The organism is Vibrio sp. D404a (assembly GCF_030248535.1).
Classification (GTDB): Bacteria; Pseudomonadota; Gammaproteobacteria; order Enterobacterales; family Vibrionaceae; genus Vibrio.
On sequence record NZ_JAHGAJ010000019.1, the window covers coordinates 75,091 to 94,675 of the forward strand.

Genomic DNA, 19,585 nt, shown 5'->3' on the forward strand with positions numbered 1-19,585 from the left:
ATATCTATAATCATAATCGATATTTTTGTGCTAGGTGTATTCTGTTGTCACAAAACAGAGTCTAAAGTTTAAACGAACCGAATGTGATTCTTGATCTATCACGCGTATTTTTTTGCAGTGCTGTTTCATAAAATTCACGATTCTGTCATGATTCCCGACCTAGTATGAAGGGAAGAAGAGAGAGACCTATGACAAAAAAGAATAAGCCAGCGAAACTGGTATTAGCACACGTCAATGACACCCATTCATACTTTGAACCGACGTCATTGCAGCTATCACTAAAAGTGAACGACCAAATCATAGAGCCTTATGTCAGTACAGGAGGCTTTGCACGAATCGCGACGCGGTTTAAACAAATTAAAGATGACGCAACAAGGCAAGGCAAAGAGACCCTGTTTTTGCATGCCGGAGACTGCTTCCAAGGTACTTTGTACTTTTCTCTATTTAAGGGAAAGGCCAATGCTGACCTGTTGAATGCGCTTAACATTGATGCCATGACCCTAGGTAACCACGAACTCGATATGGGTAATGAGCCTGTAGCAGAGTTTGCCAAGCGCATCGAATTTCCACTACTGGCGGGTAACTGGAATTTGTCGAATGAGGATATCAATAAAACTCATACCCTTGCTGACAATCCCCAAGTGAAAGCCTTCCTTCCTCAAACCCACAGTGCCAGTTACATCACCAAAGAGTTTGAGGGTGAACCTGTGGCGATCTTTGGACTGAGTATCGATCAAATGGGGCTGATTGCGAACCCCGATATCGATACTCCCTTCGAAAATGCGATCGCCACCGCCAAAGCAACGATTGAGCAGATTCATCAAGACGGCATTAATAAAATCGTCTTGTTGAGCCACCTAGGCTACGAAGGTGACTTAGAGATGGCGAGTAAGGTAGACGGTATTGGTCTGATTGTGGGTGGTCATAGCCATCGACTTCAGGGTGACTTCTCAGAGATTGGCCTGATCAAAGACGACGAGTATGGCGTTAAGGTCAATGACACTTATGTTGTTCAAGCAGGTTTCCATGCGATGTCTCTTGGTCATTGTGAAATTGAATTTGATGAATCAGGAAAAGTGGTGCAATTCAATGGGCGAAATGAGCTGCTATTGGGACGTCGTCTATTTATCGATGCAAAACTCAGTGAAGTCGGTCAGGGCGATGCTCACGACCTCGCTTGTGAGTACTTGAACAATCATCCTCACATTTCGGTGTGCAAAAAAGACCCGGATATCCAAAGTATCTTAATTGATAAGTACCTTCCGAGAGTGCGCCAGCTTCAACAGCAAATCATCGCCACTGCTGGTGATAAATTACGCCATGTCCGAGTGCCGGATGCAAAAGGGCCTAGTGAGTTGGCTCCCTTGGTGGCACAGTCGTTTCATTATGCGATGAATCAACGCGGTTTGGATGTCGATTTTGCCATTCATAATGCGGGAGGTGTTCGCAATTCACTTAATGCTGGTGACGTTTCTGTGGCCGATATTGCCGGAAAACTCCTACCGTTTGCCGTACCAATAGGCACTTATCAGATAACCGGTGAAACCGTTGCCGCGATGTTAGAAGGTGCAATCAACAACGCCCTTGATAATGGTGTCGTTGGTACAGGCTCTGGCAGTTTTCCTTATACGCATAATCTAAGATTTTGTTACCACGCAGAAGCACCGATTGGTCACCGTATTCATCACTTAGAGATATGGCGAGAGGGCGGCTGGCAAGCGGTGGAACGCAAACAGCTGTACCGTGGCTCTTCGTCGGCTTACACCATGAAAGGCAAAGAGGGTTATGACGCTGTGCTGAATATGCAGGGAGAAGGCACTGTGACTACGTTATCCATGGCTGACTGCTTTATTGAGTTTTTAAAAGCAAATCCAGAGGCATTGAACCATAAACGCGAACAAAACTGTTTGGTTTGTTATAAACAGGCACAGTAATACTAAATTGGTATCTTTTTTGCTTAATGTTTGTCAGTTGCTCTATTTGGCAGGAGACGGAACATGTGGAAAAAAGATTGGTTGGATGCGGTAGCAGTAGTAGGTTGGGTGTCGGTATGGTCGGCGCTCGTTTACTTTGTTCCCATTGCAGGGTTGTAACAACGAACGCCAAAGATTATTGAGATCTATGGCTGATACCTGCAATTAACAACAGTGATAGACAAAAGGGGCTTTTTGCCTCTTTTTGTTTTTTTAGTGCAAATTTATATAGACGAAACACAAATTCGGGAATATTATCCACGCGTTTGGGGAGTAGTTAGCGCAAGTTTACGTATCGTCATCTCGTTAGGCCAAGAGTCTATCCGGTACGTAAAGGTGAAATCCCATATTTCACTTCAACGAGACCAACGCAATCACAATCGAGTTCCATCTTGGATCTTGATCTGTTTTGTTTGCGGAAGGTCTTTAATCAGTTCTTCCGCCCGGAGGAATAATGAACTCAACTCAATCTCTATTATCAACTCAGCAAGACGTACTATCCACTTCACCTGATGTGATGACTTACGTAGGATTCTTCTTACTCACCTTGGTGTTAGTGTCTGTCGATATCTATCAAACCCGTGGTGGTAATGTGACCATCAAAAAGGCGACAGTGTGGAGTATTTTTTGGTTCTTGTTGGCGTTTCTGTTCGCGGGCTCTATCTACCTGTTTTGGGAGTTTTACGCACCTCATAGCGACTACACCGCAGAGAAAGCGACCGTATCATTCATCACTGGCTATCTGTTAGAGAAGTCACTCAGCGTTGATAACCTGTTCGTTTTCGCAATGATCTTTGGCCAGTACCAAGTTCCAGAGCATTTGCGTCCTAGAGCGTTACTGTGGGGTGTGATTGGTGCACTTGTACTTCGTGCTGTCATGATCGCATTGGGCGCTCAGCTACTAGCACAATACCACTGGGTACTTTATGTCTTTGCAGCATTCCTTATTGCTACTGGTGTCAAACTGGCGCTGGACAAAGGTGAAGAGGAGAGCGTAAACACATTACCTGAGAAGCTACTGCGTAAAGTGATGCCAGTGACAGAAGAGTTCCATGGCGCTTCATTGATCGTAAAACAAGGCGTTAAGTGGATGATCACTCCGATGATGCTAGTTATTGGTGCGATTGCTGTGATGGACGTGATGTTCGCATTGGACTCTATCCCTGCGATCTTCGCTGTGACGCAAGAACCGTTCTTAGTATTAGCTGCGAACGTATTTGCTCTGCTAGGTTTGCGTTCATTGTATTTCGTTTTACAAGGCATGATGGATAAGTTCATCTACTTAAAACCTGCATTGGCTTTCATCATGGTATTTATCGGTATCAAGATGCTGCTGGTGGAAAGTGAGTATGCGATCCCAACGTACTGGTCATTGGGCGTCTTGATTACAACGATGACAGTGGCGGTTATTGCATCTATCTATGGAAACAAGTCAGACATAGAACAGACGAATTAAACTCAAAATAACTTATCTAAATAGTGGTTGTTTTCTCGAGGCCAAGAGCGCAGTGAATTTATTTATGTAAATTTATTGTGACCTTGGCCTCTTTGTTTAGAGAGTTATTTGTACTAAATTCAACTTTTAAGCGCTTATCTGAATTTAAATTCACTTTGATTGCGTGCGTATTCTATACGGTTGTTAAAGGGTTGTTTCATTAGAAAAAGTAATTCGAAAATCTAGTTTTTGTCATTTTTTAACCCGCGAATAATCGCCTATTATTCATTCCAACAGAACGAAACACTTAAACAAATTTATAGAGAGGCAATCATGGCTCAAGCAGTACAAATGAATACTATCGCTGTTCCTAACTCTATGGATAAGAAGACCTACTCGGTTAACTTCAAAGGATTGATTGCACATATTTTTGATATTCTATTCGTAGATAACTCTCCACGTAGTTACTACGCTAGCGACCTATCTGGTCACATGCAGCGCGATATCGGTATCAACCGTTAATCTTGCGAAAAGAATTGATAGAAGCCAGCTCATGTAGCTGGCTTTTTTGTACCTGAAAGAAAAAGGCATACGGCTCGGTCTTATTTTTAACTCGATTGTTATTATTAGGATCAAGAAAGGAGTCGTTATGCGCCGAATCAGTAAATACCATTGGTTGGGACTACCTTTGACCTTGGCCTCCATGACGATCTCTGCACAAGAATGGTCACACAAAGGTCAACCTGCACAAATCATTGAACTGTTTACCTCCGAGGGGTGTTCCAGTTGTCCACCGGCTGATGAATACCTCGGCAAGCTCGAAAGTCACCCACAGCTTTGGCAAGAGGTGATCCCACTCGCTTATCACGTTGATTATTGGAACTACCTAGGTTGGAGTGACAAGTTTGCCAGTAAAGCCTACAGTCAAAAGCAACGTCTCTATAAAGCTTATGGTGTGGTAAGTAGTGTCTATACGCCCGGTTTTGTGGTCGATGGCAAAGAGTGGCGCGGTTATTTCAATTGGCTTGATCGTACCTTGCCTTCGATGCAGCAAACAGACAACCCAACTTTGAGCCTTAGCCGCACTGATAATACCTTTAAAGTCGATTATGAAGGTGAGGGTAACTATGTCGCCCACATTGTCCTACTGGCAATGAACCAAGAGACTCAAGTTAAAGCGGGTGAGAATCGCGGCAGAAAACTCGAACACGACTTTGTGGTGCTCTATAACGGCTTTCAACGCGGTGAATCCAATTGGAAGTTTGATATCGATTTCGATCCATTGGTGGTTCAGCCCGATGCCGTGGCGGTGTGGCTCACTAAGCCAACGTCATACACACCTGAGCAGACCGTCGCTGGGTGGCTTAATCAATGATTGGCCGTTAAATGGTTCTAGTAAGACACTAATCATGTCATTGACTCAGCTTGTTCGATTTTAAGGCTCAGATTATCTATTAAGAGCCTTAAAACTCGTAGAACCCATGAATTGATTACGGTTCGAGGCCGAATTGAGGTAGTATAGCGCGCTCTTATTTATCCATAGAGTCTACATCGTTAATGACTGATACCACGACACCAACCAACTTTTCTGAACTTGGTTTAATCTCGCCACTTGTTTCTCGTTTAGCTGAGCTTGAATACCAGCAACCAACGCCTATCCAATCGCAGGTCATTCCTAGCGTTCTTGTGGGGCGTGACCTCATCGCTGGAGCAAATACCGGTTCAGGTAAAACAGCCGCTTTCGCTTTACCGCTGCTTCAACAGGTTTATCACGAGAGCCCTGTGTCACGTCGTAAAGGTAATCATGTCTCTGGTTTGATCTTGGTACCAACACGTGAACTGGCAAGACAAGTTGCTGATAGCGTGAAGTCTTACGCTGTTCACTTTAACGGTGCGATTAAAACGGTTTGTGTGTTTGGTGGGGTGTCAGTCAACAGACAGATGCAGGCACTGCGTGGCGGAACGGACATTCTTGTCGCGACCCCGGGCCGTCTTCTTGATCTGGTTTCAAGCAATGCGGTGAAGCTTGATCGTGTAAAAACGTTAATTCTAGATGAAGCAGACCGAATGCTGAGCCTAGGTTTTACGGAAGAGCTAGATGCGATTCGTAAACTGCTGCCAGCTAAAAAGCAGACTTTGCTTTTTTCTGCGACCTTCCCAGAGCAAGTTCAAGCACTGACAGAAGAGCTACTTAACGACCCACTTGAGGTTCAACTGCAAAGTGCGAATGCAAGTACCCTTGTTCAGCGTGTATTTGAGGTAGAGAAGGGGCGTAAAACCGCTCTATTGGCGCATTTGATTAAAGAGCACCAATGGCGACAAGCACTGATTTTCGTAAACGCTAAGAACAGCTGTGAGCATCTAGCGGACAAACTGTATAAGCGCGGCATTATTGCGGAAGTGTTCCACGGTGATAAAGGTCAGGGTTCACGTACGCGAATCCTAGAAGACTTCAAATTGGGTGAAATCGACGTTCTAATCGCGACAGATATCGCGGCTCGTGGTTTGGATATCGAAAAGCTTCCAGTGGTTATCAACTTTGATTTGCCACGTAGCCCATCAGACTACATGCACCGCATTGGTCGAAGTGGTCGTGCAGGTGAAGTTGGTCTAGCTCTGTCTTTGATCGATCACGAAGATTACCACCACTTTAAGATCATTGAGAAGAAGAATAAGATTCGTCTCGAACGTGAACAAGTGGAAGGCTTTGAAGTGGATGCAGAAGCCGTTGCAGACTTAATTGCTGCTCTCAAACCTGTCGCGCCACCAGCGGGAACAGGTAAGAAGAAAAAGAAGAAGAAAGCAGCACAAAATAAAGATGTGTGGCTGAAGCATAACTGATGTGAGTCAGTAACTATTTGTGACTCAGTAATGATCTATGACTGAGTTACTATCGATACAGAGAAAGGCGCTTAATTGCGCCTTTCTTGTGTTTGTTACGCTGCTATTATTGTTGATGCGCGTTAGCACACTGCTAGATAGAGGATTGGCTCCATCAAGTTCAACTTAAATCGTGGCTGTTATTCTGAATAGGTCGGTAAACAATTTCGATATCATCAAGATGATCATGATTGTAGACAACATCAATAATGGCGTCTCAATTTGATACACCGGCGTAAGGTTCAAAGCACCGGATGTAAGCACAACCAATAAGTTGATACCCAAGATTCGATGAATCATCAACTTAGGGGTAGCAAAAACCTTCCATATCACCACACTATTGATGAAATAGAACAGCGCCAGTTGCCACAATTCAGTCATCATCGGCATGATAAAAATATACTGAAGTAAAATAACCGTTCCTGTACCAATCACGCCAAAAAACGCGTCTTTAATAACACTGGGTGGCATGGTTGGCAGCATCGAAGAGAATACGCCAGCAATCATTGGGAAGATAAAACCGCCTGGGACAGGAAGGTATATCCAAGCCAGTAGTGACGTGACAAACATTGAGACACCTTGTAAGACTTTTCGGCTATCTTCATTTAGATGCTCAACGAAAGTGCGATGCTCTTGGTGCCAGCATACTTTCTGATTGTGATTCATGACCAAAGGCACTCCCTCGACCAGAGACTGGTGAGGCGTCAATAGTTCTAATCGCTCCATATTCTCAACCAATTTCGGCCAATCAATAGAATCATCGAGTTCGTTACAAGCAAGCTCAAGTAAACAACCTTGAATATGTGCCATTTCATCAATTCGTAAACGCCATGATTTAGCGTTCTGTTTTAAGTGGTAACTTCCAGACAATGGTAAGTTTAATAGCTGGTAAAGCTTATCAATGTTTGCAGCGTTGGCTTCCAACGCTTCGATATCGAGTTTCATGGGGTTACGTATCGCTGATAGCAAAGTTTGTCTGCTTGATTCTAAGCGTTGGACAAATTGTTGCTCTGTGGTTACTGGCCATAGTAGACGATAAACGACGGTGAATGTGATGACACCAAGAAGGGTTTCTTGTATCCGTAACACCGCAAAATAGAACGTCGCTTGGCTATCGAAGCCACCCATACAGGCAATGATTGAGCAGACAGCAAATCCGATCGAAAAGATATAACCGTATTTGTCATCGCTAGACATGAAAATACAAATGCCAAGGAATAGGGTGAAGAAGGTCAAAAACAACAAACGATCTTGTGAAAACATGGCAATGAGTAAAAAGGCATAACCGGTTCCTAACAAGGTTCCCATTAACCGGTTATAGCCTTTGTTTATTGAGTGTGCATAGCTTTCAGTTAATGCCATAACCGCAACGGCTATTGCTGCCCAATAGGGTTTCTCCCATTGAAACCACAATGCTAGGCAGATTGCGATAACAATTGAAAGCGACGCTTTAATCGCTTCTTTGCTTGATGCACTGAACATAAGGCTCACACTTCTATTTGATTATTTTGATCGAAGCTGTCATGCCGACACGAAGTTGCAAGTCTTCAGGTACGGTATCGAGCTCGACTTTGATGGGTATGCGCTGAGCAAGACGAATCCATTGAAAATTTGGGTTAACGTTCGGCAGAAGGTCGTTACCGGTACTCCCATCTTGTTTAGCAATACCAAAGCCAATGCTACTTATACGGCCTTCCAGCACAGTATCGTTGTGCATCATGAGTGTAACCAATGCCTTGTTGTTGGATTCAACGCCCACTAGGTCAGTTTCTTTGAAATAGCCTTCAATCCAGAAGCTATCTTCATCAATCAATGCCACTACTGGTGTGTTGGCTACAACTTGAGATCCTGCACGTAGATTCAAGTTAGTGATGTAGCCATTTGTTGGCGCATAAACCTTGGTAAACTTTAGGTTCAATTGGGCTTCTTCTACATTTGCTTTCGCTAACTCTACATTGGCAGCAGACGTTTCAACCGCATTGCTCAAATTGTTGAGCGTTAGAATCGGCACAGCACCGGGCGTGCGCTTTTGCAGGTTAACGGCACGTTGCTCTTCATTTTTCGCTTTCGCTAATAGCGCAAGCGCTTGTTTTTGTGTTGCTAATGCTTTGTGGTAAGCAGCTTTGTAAATGCTCGGGTCAATTTCAAAGAGTAAGTCACCTTTTGATACGTGAGAGTTATCATCAACGTGGACTTGAGTGACTTGACCGGTAACACGAGGCGTTATAGATACGATATAAGCACTGACCTGCCCATCCCTTGTCCAAGGGTTACTTGTATAAGATTGATAGTAGGTATAAGCGACCGTTCCTGCAGCACCCAGAAGTAATAAGGAAATGAGATAACGTTTAATCATGTGAGATGCCTTATAAGATGGGAATGAATAGACCAATCGCGCCTGTAAACAACACGATTAGGCAAATTTCTGCAACTGCCGGAAAAGCGACAAACTTATGGAGCCCGAACTTGGTTGCGAGTGAACCCGTGACCATTGTCAGTGCGTAAGCCAATGCGATAACCAATAAAAACGGTGGGAAGTAGACTTCACCCCAAACAAGCTCGTGCGGCATTGTGTTCATATTTCGACTCTCTAACCTCTGAAGAAAACAACGATAAAGTAATCAAAGAGATACTAAAAATCGCTTATAGAGGATCAGATCCATCAAATGAATCATTTAGGTATATACTTGGGTGAAATGCCGTAAAAGATTGGTAGGTCATCTGACTGTCTCAATCTGATCTCAAAGAACTATGATCTTAAAGAACTATAAAGAAGTGAAACACATCAAATGAACTTTAGCATTGAACAACTTCTCGCGTTTGTGACCGTCTATGAACAGCTTTCATTCAGCAAAGCCGCGGTAAAGCTTAAAAAACACAGAACGACCGTAGGTCAGGTCATTACCAACTTGGAAGACCATCTTGCAGTGGATCTGTTTGAAAGAGTGGGTCGTTCTGTTGAGCCAACAGAGGATGGGCACCTTCTTTATCACTATGCAAAGCAGATGACGGAACAAGCTCGTACCTTTAATAAAGTTGCATCGAGCCTTTCGTATGGTGGGTTAGAAAACATCACTATCGCGTATTCGAGTATGGTGCCACAAGGCGTGCTAGTGGATATACGTAAACGACTCAAGCAAGATTTCCCAATGATGCGAGTTAATTTTGTCATCAGAAATAAAAAGGAAATTAAAGCAGGGTTGCAAAGTGGTGAATTGCATTTTGGACTTGTAAACGCGCATCATAGCCGAGCCATGCACAGCTTTGATTCGACGTTTCTTGGGCACTTTGAGTTCTATCCATTCGCACAAAAAGCGGGTGAGCTTTCAAAGATAGACAAAGACGATGTATTAGTCGCTTTAAGAAACTCGAAACAGTTTGTATTGAAGTCTTTGGTTGATGAAGGAATGGGAGAGAAGATCATTGTTAGCTCGGACTATGAAGAGATCGACCAGCTATCATTAATTATCAGAATGCTTGAAGAAGGGTTAGGGTGGGCACTGTTGCCTAGGGCCTTTTTTACTGACTCTGAGTTTTCAACACACTTGATAGAGCCTATTCATTCCGCTCAGATGGTTGAAGGGTTCAAGTTCGGCTTCGCGTTATGGTGCCCACACTCGAAACAAGTCAGTGCTATTAAAGGCTCTTTGCTCTCTGTGATAAAAGAGTATCGTGAGCAGCTCATTGGGATCCTAAAGCCGTAAACATTTGGATATGAAAAAGGCGCTCAATGAGCGCCTTTTTGGGTACTTACTAGAAGCGATTACTTCTTGCGGCAGAACTCAGCGATCACGTACATTGACTGACCGCCGTTTGTTTTACCAGAAACCAGTTTAGGGTCGTCACCAACGCTGATGCCGCGGATAACTGTACCTTGTTTGATTACTTGGTTAGTGCCTTTAACTGGAAGGTCTTTGATTACCGTTACGTCGTCACCTTTTTTAAGTTCAACTCCGTTGCAATCAAGAGGCTTATCATCAGCAGACATGCCGATTTGTGCCCAAACCGATGTTTCTTCTTCCATGTACATCATATCTAGCGCGTCTTGCGCCCAGCTTTCAGAGTTTAGGCGAGTTAGTTGGCGCCATGCCGTCACTTGTACAGGTGGCTCTTGGCTCCACATGCTGTCTGTTAGACAACGCCAGTGGTTGATGTCTTTAGGATCGTCAATCTCACCAAGACACTTATCACATACCATGATGCCGTGGTCTACCGTAACGTGGCTGTGTGGCGGTACTGCGTATGCAGTAAGAGAAGAATCAGAACCACATAGTTCACATTTTGATTGGCAGCGTTCTAGCATAGTAGCTTCAGAAGACATAATGGACTCACATTTATTAGGTATTAATTTACGGGGCTATTATCCACTTTATTTAATAGAATGAAAGGCCTCGTACGGTATTCTGTCTTGATTAATTTTAGCTGAGATCAATCGAAGTGCTTAAATCTTAGATGCAAACGATTCATCTAGTGATCAAAGTAAGAGAGGTACCAACAAAAATGCCAGCGATTAGGCTGGCATTTTGGGGTTTCGGTTAAGGATGGTTAAGGGTTCTTACTTGCATCTAGTAGGCTTGCATCAACGCTTAAGGTACCTAATGCATTTCCGTTTGAGAGAGTGAACTGAACAATTTGAGAGGTCATCTCAGTATTTGCTGCAGAATCACTCGCGTTTTGCGGAGTTATTACAGTTGAGTGTTCAGCAGCAGAGTTTTCGTCAAAATACGAAGCTACTTGAGTGCCCGAAGCATCGAGAGCAGTATTCACCAAGCCCAATTTTTTGAACAAGGACTCTGTTCCGGCAGCTACTCCTGAAACTGAATTAGGTATAGTCTGATCATCGTGTGCTTGTATGCCCAGTACAGGTCCAGTTGTTGAAGAAGCAATGTTGATAGGATCAACATTATCTAACACGGTTTGAGCTGCATACGTAAATGACGTCAACGTTCCATCAATCTTTGCTTTGATTGCCTTCTGAACATCTGTCGCACTGTCTTCGCTTAGGTCTGCGTAGTATGCAGTGAAACAGTCGCCTCCAGCCGTATTTTGTGGAATACACTCTGTTACGTATTGCGTTTGATATTCTGTAACGCTAGATACTGAAACAGTATGTTTGATCTCTGGAGAAAAAGAACCAGAGTTCAATAAGAAAGGAGCAATACCGCCGCCCGGGTTTGCAAGAGTTGCACTCGTGTAGCTAAATAAAGAATCAATATTCGTATCTAATTGGGTGTTACCAATGGTATATGAACTAATTCCAGTGATTGCGCCAATTGAGTGACCAAATAGCGATACGTTTGTTTTATCGAGATTACTGAATGCTGCGTCTGTAGCCGTGTTTAGAGCAAACCGAACACCCAAACCGTCAATTGCACTTTGGCGAATGTTGTCACGCGCTACCGGTAGATATTCTAGGTTCATATATACGGTTGGATTCGCAGGTGTTGTAACGACGTCTGCACTTAGCGCTCGTTGGCCATGAAGTGGTTGGTCGATTGCTATAACAGCATATGGTTTATAAGGGGGAGTTCCAGTCAACGCACCGCCAATATGCTGCATCGCAAAAGCGTATGCGCTCTCTTTGATGTTCGTGATGCCATGTTGGTATTGAAGTATCGGCAAGTTGCTATCAATAGCTAAACCTTCTGGTACAAACATCATGAAGGGTACAGATTTAACTGCGCGAATTTGCGGAACGGCACTGTATTTAGTCATAACACGAGCGCTGTCGAGTCGTTGCCCATTCGCTAGTTCTAGTTTTTCGCCAATAAGCAGTTTTTGATAGTTTGGGTCATACAGCTGTGTTGCAGGTTCGGTAATACCGAGAGCTCCAAGCTGAGTTGCAATTGCTACCTTATCTGCGTCGCTACCAGAGCTAAGAGTATTCAGGATAGTAAGAACACTTGGCATAGCGCTTCGCCACGGAGACTTTTTCCAATCATCATCTGTCAGAGAGTCGGATAGAAAGTATGGCAGCTCTACAGTGCCACGATAAACTTGGATCGATGCATTTGCTGGAGTATCGTAAAGGGCATTGTATACAGTGGCTAACTGGGTTGCAGTTGCGTCCCCAAATGCATTTTTAAATACAGCATCGTTTTGAACAGCTGTGGCAAAGTCTTGCGCTGCCCCTGAAACACTAAACGTGTAAAGATTATTTAAATCAGCTTCAGCGATATTGTTTGGGTTAGCTAACTTCTTCCAAACATCAGAAGGCGATACCGTTGGAGAAAGGGTTTGGGCAATGGCTGCTTTGGTACCGTTCATTACGTTACCAGCAGAAGCTGTGGTAAACCAAGATGAGTATATAATTTCATCTGTACTTGCCACACTACCATGACCAGCAAATAAAGCTTCTACTTGGTGGATAATCTTTTGTGGTAAATCTAATGAACCAGATTGATCAATGCGTGTGGATTTTAGAGAAGCATAGGACTTAGATGTACCTAGCGATTCATCTTGGCTATCAATGATCGAGTCGGTTATGGCATAAATGTAGTCTGAGTTTGGATCTAGCCCATTTAGTGGGAGAACCTGTATTGTTTTCAAGTCTGTTGAAACAACAAGGTAGTCAACACCTGCAGTTAGTGGTGTAAAGTTACTCATAACACCACTTGCAAGGTCGACATCAACCTTAGCTACTTTTACACCACTGTTAAGATGTGGACTGAAAGGGGTTGTGCCCATCATTTGGACATCATCTTTTAGTGTACGCCCGCTAGGCAGGTTGGTGTTGATTGTGAATGGCATGATGGTGCTCCAGCCATCAGCTTCTCCCATCGCAACTGTTGGATCATTTAACAACCCCGTCGAGTTCTCGTCCAACGGAATGTTCAACGTATGGTCATTTGTATCGAATAGGAAAAATGAAGGAAGAGGGATATCTGCTTCGTTGCCAAGAAGTGTAAAACTGACAGTCGAGCTGCGCGCTAATGATTGTTCAATAGCGTCGGAGTAGATAGAACCAGAGCTTTCAGTATTGTCCCCACAGCCTGCAAGCAGTAATGCAGAGCAAACCAGAGATAAAGTAAATTTGGTATTCATATAATTATTCCCGGGGATTAGTTGAATGTGTAGTTGAGTTGGATAGCAGAAAGGTAAGCTACACCTTCAGCGTCAAATGTTAGCTTATCTCCGGCTGCGTCAGTTTCTGTGAACGAACCACTTTTACTCTGTACTAAAGCAAATGCTGCATCGATGGTCATATTTTCTGAAACAGAATAAGTCAGACCTGCTGAGTACCAATAACGATCACTGTCAGGAATACTTAGTGTTGCTTCACCAGCTTGTTCGTCATAAGCAAGGCCTGCTCTCAACGTCCAATCACTGTTTACTGTGTATGTCGCACCGACAGACCATCTTTGATTGTCGTCATAGTGCTCAGTTTTAAGGAAACACTCATTATTTGCACAATCAGGGCTTGTAGCTTTTAATTCTTTAAACTTGCTCCATTTAGTCATCTGCCAGCCATAATGGACAGCCCAGCTATCATTAAGCTGATGGAACGCGGACAGCTCGATAATATCGGGAAGTTCAATCTCAAGGCGACCTGTTGTTTTCCCAGGCTGGCCATTAGACATGCGCAACCCTGTGTAATCTGTAAATTCACCGTCATCGAAATCTAAATTGACCGACGATCGGTAGCCAAATCCAAAACGGTTATTTTCGTTGAGTTCGTAAAGAGCACCTACATTCCAGCCGAAACCGAATGTTTCGCCAGTCATCGAGATAAGCTTATCACTTGCAGAACCACCAACTGGCAGGCTTCCCTTATGTCTGTTCAACTCAGCTTCTGCGTAAACAAAGTTGATACCTGCGCCCACACTAAAGCTCTCATTTACCCTGTAAGCAATGTTTGGATTTAGGTTCACTGAAACGAGAGACGTGTCGCCAGCTAGATCACCTGCGTAAATGTCGTCTGGGTAATCAGTAGCAACACCGTATGTTGTGAACATGCCAATACCCCAAGCCCAGCTATCGTTGATAGGGCTGATGTAATATGCAGCGGGTACGATTTGCAAAGGAGCGACGTCTGATGACTTTTGATTAAAATCGGTATCGTTGATCTTTGTCTGAGTAACATTAACTTCCGGGTCAACGATAGACACTGCGCCTGAAAATTGTGCTTTATCAAAAAGGGTCATGGCAGCAGGGTTACGCGCTAATACACTGGCATTATCTGCCACGGCACCTTCGCCTGAAAATGAACGTCCCAAACCTGATGCTGAGTGTTCTGCAACTTGGAATCCGGCAGCTAAAGAGTTACAAGCGACCAGCACTGACAGTGAAACGAGAGAGCGTTGTACTGTTTTCATTTAAACCCTCCTAGGGCATTTATTTCTTTCTTATACGTGAAAACAAACATGAGCGACCATGCTAAATGTTAAGCACATGTTAAGGTTATGTTTTACGAAAAGTCAAAGGAAGAACAAATATTTTGTGAAGTTATATTTATTAGATGCGGGACTCTAACATTGATTATATAAATGCTATCAATGCATTATCTAAGGTAGGAGGTGTGACCAGAAGGTTTTTGAGCGTTAACTGAACAATAAGAAAGGAATTGTATATTTTTTAACAAATTTCTATTTGTTTACCGAACTAACTGAACTCGGCATAATACGCATCATTAGATCTTATCAATAATTTTGGACAACAAATTGCAGTTACTCGCAGTAGAATTTCTGGGAAAAACACTCCGTTTGGAAGGCTCAATGGCTGGTTGGCAACAGCTGTTCTGGAACAATGCGCTTGTTTCACAGCTTGATGCGACCTCAGAAGCCGAAGACTCACGTACGCATCAATTTCAACTTCAAGCAGGAGAGAAGGTGCTGGCTTGCCAATTAGACGTCAAAGTTCAATGGCAACCATTCGATATGGAGTACCGCGCAACAGTCAATGATGAGCTTGTGACTCAAGGCTCGCGAAATACAAAAGATATCGAGCAGCAAGTACCGGAAATTGCACCTAAGCCAGAAAAGCGTTTCAGTTTAATTGGTTTGGTATCGCTAGGTATGAAAGCGTTAAAGAGCGCTAAGTTAATCAAAGTGGTGTTGGCCTCGGCGAGTTTAGCGGCGTACTCTTGGCTTTTCTCGATTCAGTTTGCCTTGGCATTAATAGCGTGTCTTATGTTTCATGAATATGGTCATATTCGTGCGATGAAGTATTTTGGGATGAAAACGAAAGGCATCTACCTGATCCCATTTTTAGGCGGTCTTGCGTTGTCGGATGAGAAGATCAACACGCGTTGGCAAGACGTGGTCATCTCCATCATGGGACCATTCTTTGGTTTGATTCTATCTCTGATTTTTACTGTGTTGTATTGGGTGACAGGAGAGATGTTCTTCGCAGGACTCGCTGTGTTCAATGCTCTACTAAATTTATTCAACCTGCTACCAATCTTGCCACTCGATGGCGGTCATGTGCTTAAAAGCATCAGCTTCTCGATGAACAGTCTGTTGGGCATTGTTTTATGTGCTGCTGCAGCCGTTGGTGGTGTGATACTGAGCTATCAACTCAACTTAACCTTGTTTGGGTTCTTGTTGATTATGGGTAGTGTTGAGATTTTGATTGAGTGGCGAGGGCGTCATCACAGTCATTTACTACCGCTTGATCGCTATGGTCAGATTATTTCAGCGGTTTGGTATGTGGGTTTGGTAAGCGGACTGATTGGTGTTATTTGGTATTTCGCTTCAACAGGTGACCAGCTATTGAGCTTACCGCTACAAATCTTAGGTACCTAATCGAGTGAATTGCTTGTCTTAGTACTCTAACAGAAAAGCCCTAGGTTGAAGAACTTAGGGCTTTCGCTTTATTTTGAGGCTTGTTTTTAGCTTATGTGTTTAGACCTTACAATTTGGTCTCTGCACATTGGTTTGAGGTAAAGTGGTGATGGTCGCACGGAGGTCTTGAATACGCGTACTGTGCGATGGGTGAGTCGAGAGCAACTCTGGTGGTTGATTACCGCCTGACGCCTTAGCCATGTTCTGCCATAAATTAACACTTTGGTTTGGATCGAAGCCTGCATCTGCCATGTATCGCAAGCCCACAATGTCAGCTTCTGACTCTTGAGTTCGTCCATAAGGAAGAATCACGCCGTATTGAACACCTAGACCTAGCGCAGCCATAGTCATCCCTTGATACTGGGCGTATTCAGAAGCACCAAGTGCGGCATTGGTTATCGAAAGTCCGGTATTTGCAAGTTGAGATTGAGATAGACGTTCATTACTATGGTCGGCAATCACGTGTGCGATCTCATGGCCAATCACTGTGGCGAGTTGATCTTGATTAACAGCAACTTTTAACAGACCTGTGTACACACCTATTTTGCCGCCGGGAAGAGCGAACGCGTTAACTTGGTCGCTTTCGAAAACAACCACTTCCCACTCGTCAAAACTTTGTTTAGGGATATGTTTGGTGATGCTGTTTGTCACGCACTGAACATAAGCGTTAGTCTTGGCATTGGTACTGATTTTTTGTTGTTGCTTCATCTGCTCAAATGATTGAGCACCTAGCTGTGACATATCTTGGTCTGAAAACAACAAGATTTGATTTCGCCCAGTAGGAGAAGAGCTACATGCAGTAATGCCAGCAAGTGTGATAAGTGAAGCGAACTTCATCCATGACGTCATACATTATCCTCTGTGTAATGCTGTTTTTATGCATGTTAACATCAACTTGCGTGATAGCTAATAGCTGAGTGATAACAATCGCGACATATAGATAATTATAACAATGAATAGGAACATGATATGGCTATCTGGAAAAAGCCCATAGACCTCGAGATCATCAACGCTACGTCTAAGAACACGCTCATTGAGCATTTAAATATCGTTTACACCGAAGTCACTGATAACTCTCTAGTGGCGACGATGCCTGTTTGTCACTTTACTCATCAGCCTCTTGGGATGTTGCATGGTGGCGCTTCGGTAGTCTTAGCGGAGACGTTGGGCTCACTAGCGGCTAATTTCTGTGTTGCCGAAGGTTATTTCTGTGTGGGGTTAGACATTAACGCCAATCATGTCCGTTCAATGCGTGAAGGTCATGTGATTGGTACAGCAGAGCCAATTCATCTGGGCGCATCAACTCAGGTATGGCAGATCAACATTACTGACGAGCGCGAAAGGCTGGTTTGTTCGAGTCGACTGACTATCGCCGTTAAAAAACACAAGCGATAGCGAATTAGGTTAGTAAGAGTATTTATGGTTATTACATTTAGTGGTGGAAAGATCATCGCCACACCTCATGAATTAGTGGTTCGTTTAGATGGTGAGTATCGTGTCACTCTGCAAGCACAGGTCGATGCGATTCAACTCATTGGAAAAGGGGCAAATGTCATTTCTGCCAATGGTTCCGAGTGTAAGTGGTCTATTAAGTTGGACGATGAGCAACAACTGAGAGAGATAGCCAACGAAATCGGCTGTGATGTTCTTTAATTAAACGTAAATAAATTCAGCAATATAGCTATTTGGGCGCTCATGATTGAGCGCCTTTTTGTTGCGTGTTAATTAAGACAATACTACGCAAATTCGTTAGGTATCTGTTGATTTCATTGACTAAAATAAGGAAACTGAAACCAATTCTAATTAGTTGATATTTCCTCTTTATGAGCAGCCCTAGATTACGCGTCCAGTTTGAAACCTTATTTGAGTACTTTGACGGTAAAGACTCAGAAGTTCAGTTAGATGACATTACGGATGTACTTTGTTGTACTCGCCGTAATGCTCGTATGGTATTAAACAAACTCGAAGAAGAAGAGTGGATTGAATGGCAACCAGCAGCCGGTCGAGGCAAGCAATCTAAGCTAATCTTTAAGCAAAACCGTAATGACGTCAGCGAAACATTAGCGCGTCGCTACCTTGAAGACGGAAAAATTGGTCAAGCACTTAACGTCTTGGATAGGGATGCCGCTAAACTCACTCAAGTAATTCAGAACTATTTAGGTGTGCAATACCAAGAAGGTGAGCAGGTGATCCGCTTGCCTTACTATCGTCCACTGTCGATGCTCAACCCTGCCAAATCTATGCGTCGTTCAGAGCAGCACATAGCCCGTCAGGTATTTAGTGGCTTAACAAGGCTTGATGACAACGATCAACTTCAACCCGATCTCGCTCATTCGTGGCAAAAGGTACAAGATGATCATTGGCGTTTCTTCATTCGTCCGGGTGTCCGTTTTCATAACGGAGAACTACTTCAAACCAGCCATATTGTTGAGACGCTTGACTCATTAGAGAGTCTTAACATGTTCTCGCACATTAAGCGCGTGGAATCTCCGGCCAACTGTGTCGTTGATGTCTACCTGACTCGCCCAGATAAGTATTTTCCTCTTGCACTAACCGAGTCGATCGCCAAAGTCACTTTACCTTCAAGTTTACGTGGCGATGACTATGATATCCGCCCGATTGGTACCGGCCCTTATCGAGTTGAGAAGAACGATGACCAACAATTGATCCTTCATGCCTTTGATGGATATTTTGGGTTCCGACCACTGATAGATAGAGTGGAAGTGTGGGTAGTCGATGAGGCTTACTCTTCGATGGTCTATCCAAGTCTCTCAAAGCCAGTAATGGCTGATCGCGGTGATAGTGATGAGGTTGAGCTGGATCCGGGTTGCACGTATCTATTGCTTAACCGTCAGAAGGGCATTGCTAAGAATCCACTATGGGCGGAGTTCCTCTCTAATGCTCTGAATGCCGCAGATCTGTTTACTCATATCCCTAAAGAGACGGTCATTGATCTCGGCGTTTTACACGCATATGGTCTCAAGCCGGGTTGGTATGATGTGAAGCTCGCTCCTCCTGTTTGTCCGCAGTCTTCTACAAAGCCAGTGATTAAAATTGCCTTTCAGCGCCAACACCCAATGTTCCCAACCTTGGCACACGCTATTGAAGCTGTTCTAAAACAATATGGCGTCGCGGTTGAGCTGTTTGGTTACGACATGGACCCACCACATGCCGACGATGTCGATATTTGGATTAACCCGATGGGAATCGCTAACAATCGCGATGATGCTCTGGTTGGTTGGCTAATGGATTACAGCTTTATTGAAGAGTCGAGCCCGTTAGATGAGTTTGATCAGTGGTGCACCATGGTTGAACAGTGGCGCGCCGGTGAATACGAAACATTCCCAGCTCGTCAGCTTGGTAAAAAACTGGTTCACAGTAATCAGTTAATCCCAATGTTTCACTGCTGGCTTGGAGTAAACAAGGATCAGTGCGGTACGCTGCAAAATGCCAAATGTAATGCGTTAGGTTGGTTCGATTTTAGTCAGGTTTGGAATAAGCCCGATCTCGGTTAA

17 protein-coding genes are annotated in these 19,585 nt (G+C 43.8%); 10 read left to right on the plus strand and 7 right to left on the minus strand.

Translation table 11 applies throughout. From position 1 onward, the window contains the following. Positions 1 to 188 precede the first annotated feature (188 nt). From KI655_RS12030 to KI655_RS12050, 5 genes are all read left to right on the plus strand, one after another. Entirely contained in the window at positions 189 to 1,934 is a 1,746-nt protein-coding gene (locus KI655_RS12030; protein WP_285405198.1) for a bifunctional UDP-sugar hydrolase/5'-nucleotidase, read from the plus strand. 493 nt (positions 1,935 to 2,427) lie between these two features. Then, the gene (locus KI655_RS12035) at positions 2,428 to 3,429 is read left to right on the plus strand and encodes a TerC/Alx family metal homeostasis membrane protein (RefSeq protein WP_285405199.1); all 1,002 of its coding nucleotides are present in this window, start codon (positions 2,428 to 2,430) and stop codon (positions 3,427 to 3,429) included. A 312-nt stretch (positions 3,430 to 3,741) separates the two neighbouring features. Further along, on the plus strand, positions 3,742 to 3,930 hold the full coding sequence (locus KI655_RS12040) for a hypothetical protein (protein ID WP_017059812.1): 189 nt from the start codon (positions 3,742 to 3,744) through the stop codon (positions 3,928 to 3,930). A 181-nt stretch (positions 3,931 to 4,111) separates the two neighbouring features. Beyond that, positions 4,112 to 4,783, plus strand: a complete 672-nt coding sequence (locus KI655_RS12045; RefSeq protein WP_285405683.1) for a DUF1223 domain-containing protein — start codon at positions 4,112 to 4,114, stop codon at positions 4,781 to 4,783. A 182-nt stretch (positions 4,784 to 4,965) separates the two neighbouring features. Next, positions 4,966 to 6,249 (plus strand): DEAD/DEAH box helicase, encoded by a 1,284-nt coding sequence (locus KI655_RS12050; protein WP_285405245.1) that lies wholly within the window; start codon positions 4,966 to 4,968, stop codon positions 6,247 to 6,249. Positions 6,250 to 6,414: 165 nt separating this feature from the next. Here KI655_RS12050 and KI655_RS12055 read toward each other — a convergent pair whose 3' ends face one another. Genes KI655_RS12055 through KI655_RS12065 form a run of 3 tightly spaced genes read right to left on the minus strand, consistent with a single transcriptional unit; the run spans position 6,415 to position 8,867 of the window. Continuing rightward, complete coding sequence (locus tag KI655_RS12055) at positions 6,415 to 7,770, minus strand: FUSC family protein (RefSeq protein ID WP_285405246.1); 1,356 nt, start codon at positions 7,768 to 7,770, stop codon at positions 6,415 to 6,417. Positions 7,771 to 7,783: 13 nt separating this feature from the next. Further along, a complete protein-coding gene (locus KI655_RS12060; protein ID WP_285405247.1) occupies positions 7,784 to 8,644 on the minus strand; it encodes an HlyD family secretion protein in 861 nt (286 codons plus the stop codon). Between the two features lie 10 nt (positions 8,645 to 8,654). Beyond that, on the minus strand, positions 8,655 to 8,867 hold the full coding sequence (locus KI655_RS12065) for a DUF1656 domain-containing protein (protein ID WP_285405248.1): 213 nt from the start codon (positions 8,865 to 8,867) through the stop codon (positions 8,655 to 8,657). A gap of 210 nt (positions 8,868 to 9,077) precedes the next feature. On the opposite strand from KI655_RS12065, the gene KI655_RS12070 reads away from it, so the two are divergent. Next, positions 9,078 to 9,992, plus strand: a complete 915-nt coding sequence (locus KI655_RS12070) for a LysR family transcriptional regulator (RefSeq protein WP_285405249.1) — start codon at positions 9,078 to 9,080, stop codon at positions 9,990 to 9,992. A gap of 59 nt (positions 9,993 to 10,051) precedes the next feature. On the opposite strand, the gene KI655_RS12075 is transcribed toward KI655_RS12070, so the two are convergent. The 3 genes from KI655_RS12075 to KI655_RS12085 form a co-directional block, all read right to left on the minus strand. Continuing rightward, the gene (locus KI655_RS12075; RefSeq protein ID WP_239839970.1) at positions 10,052 to 10,609 is read right to left on the minus strand and encodes a PhnA domain-containing protein; all 558 of its coding nucleotides are present in this window, start codon (positions 10,607 to 10,609) and stop codon (positions 10,052 to 10,054) included. 224 nt (positions 10,610 to 10,833) lie between these two features. After that, positions 10,834 to 13,332, minus strand: coding sequence for a VolA/Pla-1 family phospholipase (locus tag KI655_RS12080; RefSeq protein ID WP_285405250.1), 2,499 nt, complete (start codon positions 13,330 to 13,332; stop codon positions 10,834 to 10,836). Between the two features lie 17 nt (positions 13,333 to 13,349). Further along, positions 13,350 to 14,603, minus strand: coding sequence for a porin (locus KI655_RS12085; RefSeq protein WP_285405251.1), 1,254 nt, complete (start codon positions 14,601 to 14,603; stop codon positions 13,350 to 13,352). Positions 14,604 to 14,948: 345 nt separating this feature from the next. Here KI655_RS12085 and KI655_RS12090 point away from each other — a divergent pair, with 345 nt between their 5' ends. After that, positions 14,949 to 16,031, plus strand: coding sequence for a site-2 protease family protein (locus KI655_RS12090; protein WP_285405252.1), 1,083 nt, complete (start codon positions 14,949 to 14,951; stop codon positions 16,029 to 16,031). Between the two features lie 99 nt (positions 16,032 to 16,130). On the opposite strand, the gene KI655_RS12095 is transcribed toward KI655_RS12090, so the two are convergent. Continuing rightward, a complete protein-coding gene (locus tag KI655_RS12095; RefSeq protein WP_285405253.1) occupies positions 16,131 to 16,919 on the minus strand; it encodes a M48 family metallopeptidase in 789 nt (262 codons plus the stop codon). A 120-nt stretch (positions 16,920 to 17,039) separates the two neighbouring features. Between KI655_RS12095 and KI655_RS12100 the strand changes: the two genes are divergently transcribed. The 3 genes from KI655_RS12100 (at position 17,040) to KI655_RS12110 (ending at position 19,585) form a co-directional block, all read left to right on the plus strand. Continuing rightward, a complete protein-coding gene (locus tag KI655_RS12100; RefSeq protein WP_285405254.1) occupies positions 17,040 to 17,465 on the plus strand; it encodes a hotdog fold thioesterase in 426 nt (141 codons plus the stop codon). 24 nt (positions 17,466 to 17,489) lie between these two features. Beyond that, positions 17,490 to 17,723 carry a DUF3389 domain-containing protein gene (locus tag KI655_RS12105; RefSeq protein ID WP_285405255.1) on the plus strand — a complete coding sequence of 78 codons (234 nt, stop codon included), beginning with the start codon at positions 17,490 to 17,492 and terminating at the stop codon, positions 17,721 to 17,723. A gap of 170 nt (positions 17,724 to 17,893) precedes the next feature. Continuing rightward, a complete protein-coding gene (locus tag KI655_RS12110; RefSeq protein WP_285405256.1) occupies positions 17,894 to 19,585 on the plus strand; it encodes an SgrR family transcriptional regulator in 1,692 nt (563 codons plus the stop codon).